Below are 609 nucleotides of genomic sequence, written 5' to 3'. Positions count from 1 at the left end.
ATTGGCAAGCTCTATTATGATGCACAGGGGAAACCGACTACGATCGCCGGGATCAGTGGTTTTGCCGTGACGATATTCGTGGGGAATAGTAAGAAGAATAATGTGGGGGCGAGTTCGGGTGAAGTTGACTATAATGGCTATGCTATTGCTTCTGATGAACTTAAAGACAGATTGACAGAGTTCTCCATGTATTTACGACAAAAGATTGAGGTAACTTCGGGCAATAGATCTGCAGCACGCAACCGTGCGGCCGGAGGTGCAAATGCTAGCAGACATATGTTTGGAGATGCCGTAGATATTGCTGTAAGAGGAACATCGAATCGTCAATTGTCAATTCAAGCGTATCAATCCAAGTTGTTTAAAACTGTTATTTATTATCCAGATATCACTGCTGTTGGAGGACTACGTCCTCATGTCCATCTGGACTTAAATCCCGCACATAATAACTTATTCCTTATATATACACCAACAATTGTTGACGGTTCAGTAACAGGTAATAAATATTCCCCATTTGAATTTTGATTTTATGAAAATGAAAAGTCTAATTATTTCGATTTTACTTATATGTATTGTAGTTAGTGGTTGTAACCTTGAACAGAAAACGGAACC

At 39.6% G+C, this 609-nt stretch carries 1 protein-coding gene; it reads left to right on the top strand.

The annotated features are described in order from the left end of the window. Positions 1–522: D-Ala-D-Ala carboxypeptidase family metallohydrolase (locus tag DDR33_RS02460; protein WP_146198682.1), on the top strand; the 522-nt coding region annotated here is incomplete at its 5' end. Positions 523–609 lie beyond the last annotated feature (87 nt).

The organism is Pararcticibacter amylolyticus (genome assembly GCF_003130405.1).
GTDB classification, from domain to species: Bacteria; Bacteroidota; Bacteroidia; order Sphingobacteriales; family Sphingobacteriaceae; genus Arcticibacter; species Arcticibacter amylolyticus.
Note: the sequence above shows the minus strand (reverse complement) of the source record. Positions and strands in the feature narration are given on the sequence as shown.